This window comes from Streptomyces sp. SID4985 (assembly GCF_009863025.1).
Classification (GTDB): Bacteria; Actinomycetota; Actinomycetes; order Streptomycetales; family Streptomycetaceae; genus Streptomyces.
In genome coordinates, this window is record NZ_WWIR01000196.1 from 1 (window position 1) to 3,086 (window position 3,086).

Below are 3,086 nucleotides of genomic sequence, written 5' to 3' on the forward strand. Positions count from 1 at the left end.
CTGCTCCTCGACGAGCCCACCAACCACCTCGACGCCGACTCGATCGCCTGGCTGCGCGACTACCTCAAGACCTACCGCGGCGGCTTCATCGTGATCTCCCACGACGTCGACCTGGTCGAGACGGTCGTCAACAAGGTGTTCTACCTGGACGCCAACCGCGCCCAGATCGACGTCTACAACATGGGCTGGAAGCTCTACCAGCAGCAGCGCGAGGCCGACGAGAAGCGCCGCAAGCGCGAGCGGCAGAACGCCGAGAAGAAGGCCGCCGCCCTGCATTCGCAGGCCGACAAGATGCGCGCCAAGGCCACCAAGACGGTCGCCGCGCAGAACATGGCCAAGCGCGCCGACAAGCTGCTCTCCGGCCTGGAGGCGGTCCGCCAGTCCGACAAGGTCGCCAAGCTCCGCTTCCCCGAGCCCGCCCCCTGCGGCAAGACCCCGCTGATGGCGGAGGGCCTGTCGAAGTCGTACGGCTCGCTGGAGATCTTCACCGACGTCGACCTGGCCATCGACAAGGGCTCCCGCGTCGTCATCCTCGGCCTCAACGGCGCGGGCAAGACCACCCTGCTGCGCCTCCTCGGCGGCGCGGAGCAGCCCGACACCGGCGAGGTCGTCCCCGGCCACGGCCTCAAGCTCGGCTACTACGCCCAGGAGCACGAGACCCTGGACCCCGAGCGCACGGTCCTGGAGAACATGCGCTCGGCCGCGCCCGACCTGGACCTGGTCGAGGTCCGCAAGACGCTCGGCTCGTTCCTGTTCTCCGGCGACGACGTCGACAAGCCCGCCGGGGTCCTGTCCGGCGGCGAGAAGACCCGCCTCGCCCTCGCCACCCTGGTCGTCTCCTCCGCGAACGTGCTGCTCCTGGACGAGCCCACCAACAACCTCGACCCCGCCAGCCGCGAGGAGATCCTCGGCGCCCTGCGCACCTACAAGGGCGCCGTCGTCCTGGTCACCCACGACGAGGGCGCCGTCGAGGCGCTCCAGCCGGAGCGGATCATCCTGCTCCCGGACGGCGTCGAGGACCTCTGGGGCTCCGACTACGCGGACCTCGTCGCCCTTGCGTGATCCACGGACATGGATCATTCGGCCTATCGGTGATCCCTCATCTGTGTGAGATCTCCTCGTACCGAGGTGTGTCGTACACGGATTTCGCGGCCGGTCCCCCAGCGCGGGGGGACCGGCCGTTCCGTGTCCGTGACCTGGTGATTCACCGGAAGACCACACGAAAAGCCCGCGCGCCCGGCCGTGGAATCAAGGATTCCGCATGTGGGGATGTGCTCCTGTCGTCACAACCTTGTCTCACGGACCTTGCCGAATGGGTGGCCATCACGCGCCGGAGGGGTGATCATGAGAAGACCAGAGCGCACTTCCCATGAGGAGGCACGGGTGGCCGAGACTCTGAAGAAGGGCAGCCGGGTGACCGGCGCCGCGCGCGACAAGCTCGCGGCAGACCTGAAGAAGAAGTACGACTCCGGTGCGAGCATCCGAGCGCTGGCCGAGGAGACCGGCCGCTCGTATGGCTTCGTACACCGGATGCTCAGCGAGTCGGGCGTCACGCTGCGTGGGCGTGGCGGAGCGACCCGGGGCAAGAAGGCCGCGACGTCCTGACTCCGGGCGGCCCATCGGCTTCGATGGTGGCCACCCGGTCGGTCGTGTGATCGCCCGGGTGGTTACTGTGCAGTCACTTCGCGATGCCGTACGGCACCGCGTGCTGACCGCACCCATCGGAGGCGCCCCATGGCTTCGCCCGACAAGGACCTCGCTCCTGTACTCGACAAGGACGGCGTACGGCTCACCGTCGACGACGCGCTCGCCACGGTGACGCTGACCAACCCGGCCAAGCGCAACGCGCAGAGCCCCGCCATGTGGCGGGCGCTGGCCGAGGCGGGGAAGCTGCTGCCGGGCACCGTGCGTGTCGTCGTGCTGCGCGGCGAGGGCCAGTCCTTCTCCGCCGGGCTCGACCGACGCATGTTCACCCCGGAGGGGATCGAGGGCGAGCCGACCTTCATCGATCTCGCGCGCCGTGACGACGCCGGGATCGACGCGACCATCGCCGAGTACCAGGAGGCTTTCACCTGGTGGCGACGGAACGACCTCGTGTCCATCGCCGCTGTGCAGGGCCATGCGATCGGGGCCGGATTCCAGCTCGCGCTCGCCTGCGACCTGCGCATCGTCGCGGACGACGTGCAGTTCGCTATGCGTGAGACGAGCCTGGGCCTGGTGCCCGACCTGACGGGCACCCACCCGCTGGTCGGCCTGGTCGGGTACGCCCGCGCCCTGGAGATCTGCGTGACGGGCCGCTTCGTGCACGCCGAGGAGGCGGTCGTCTCCGGGCTGGCCAACGCGGCGGTCCCGGCCGCCGAACTCGAAGCCGCGACCGCCGACCTGGCCGCCGCGCTCCTGGCCGCGCCCCGCGACGCCGTGGTGGAGACCAAGGCCTTGCTGCGCGGCGCCCCCGAGCGCACCTACGACGACCAGCGCACGGCCGAACGCGCCGCCCAGACCCGCCGCCTGCGCGACCTGGCGGGCATCGGCGACTGAGCACCCGGCCCGATTACGTGACAGGCCCGGACTCCGCCTCCGGCTCCTCCACCGCCGTCACCAGCACCGCCACCGTCGGGTGGTCCTCCAACGCGTCCCGCACCGCCGTGCGGACCGCGCGGGCCACGTCGACGGTGCGGTGGGCGGAGTCGGCGGCCAGCTCCACGCACACATGGCGGCGGGGGAGGGACGCGGGCACGGCGGGCCGTTCCGTACGCACGACCCCACAGCGGTCCCCGAGCGCGGCGGTCAGCCGGGTCACCCCGGGGACCGCCCGCGCGGCTGTGGCCACCAGATAGCCGTCCGGGTCCGTGGCCTCGGTGGCCGACGGCGGTCCTGGGGCGCGGCGCGGCTCGGGGGTGTCGTCGGCCGGGCCCAGCAGGTCCGTCACCCGCAGGTCCACCTCCGTGACCGCGAGCCCGAGGAGCCGGGTCGCGGTGTCCGCCAGGGCCGTCCGCAGCAGCGCCGCAGTCTCCGGCAGCGGCCGCTCGCCGGTCGCCGCGAAGTCCGCCGTCACCCGCAGGGCGCCCGGCGGCAGTGCGCTCGGC

At 71.4% G+C, this 3,086-nt stretch carries 4 protein-coding genes; 3 read left to right on the forward strand and 1 reads right to left on the reverse strand.

What is annotated here, in order from left to right; all coding sequences use genetic code 11:
* The 3 genes from GTW40_RS07740 to GTW40_RS07750 form a co-directional block, all read left to right on the forward strand.
* Positions 1 to 1,062 (forward strand): ABC-F family ATP-binding cassette domain-containing protein (locus tag GTW40_RS07740; RefSeq protein ID WP_161179410.1); only part of this gene is annotated, 1,062 nt, incomplete at its 5' end.
* Between the two features lie 321 nt (positions 1,063 to 1,383).
* Positions 1,384 to 1,605 carry a helix-turn-helix domain-containing protein gene (locus GTW40_RS07745; RefSeq protein ID WP_010355597.1) on the forward strand — a complete coding sequence of 74 codons (222 nt, stop codon included), beginning with the start codon at positions 1,384 to 1,386 and terminating at the stop codon, positions 1,603 to 1,605.
* Positions 1,606 to 1,734: 129 nt separating this feature from the next.
* Positions 1,735 to 2,538, forward strand: coding sequence for an enoyl-CoA hydratase/isomerase family protein (locus GTW40_RS07750; protein WP_161179411.1), 804 nt, complete (start codon positions 1,735 to 1,737; stop codon positions 2,536 to 2,538).
* A 13-nt stretch (positions 2,539 to 2,551) separates the two neighbouring features.
* Here the strand turns inward: GTW40_RS07750 and GTW40_RS07755 are convergent.
* Positions 2,552 to 3,086: nucleopolyhedrovirus P10 family protein (locus tag GTW40_RS07755; RefSeq protein ID WP_161179412.1), on the reverse strand; the 535-nt coding region annotated here is incomplete at its 5' end.

What these genes read in the sequence shown, in the direction of transcription:
- GTW40_RS07750 (WP_161179411.1), top strand. Translation starts at nt 1,735, where the DNA reads ATGGCTTCGCCCGACAAGGACCTCGCTCCTGTACTCGACAAGGACGGC.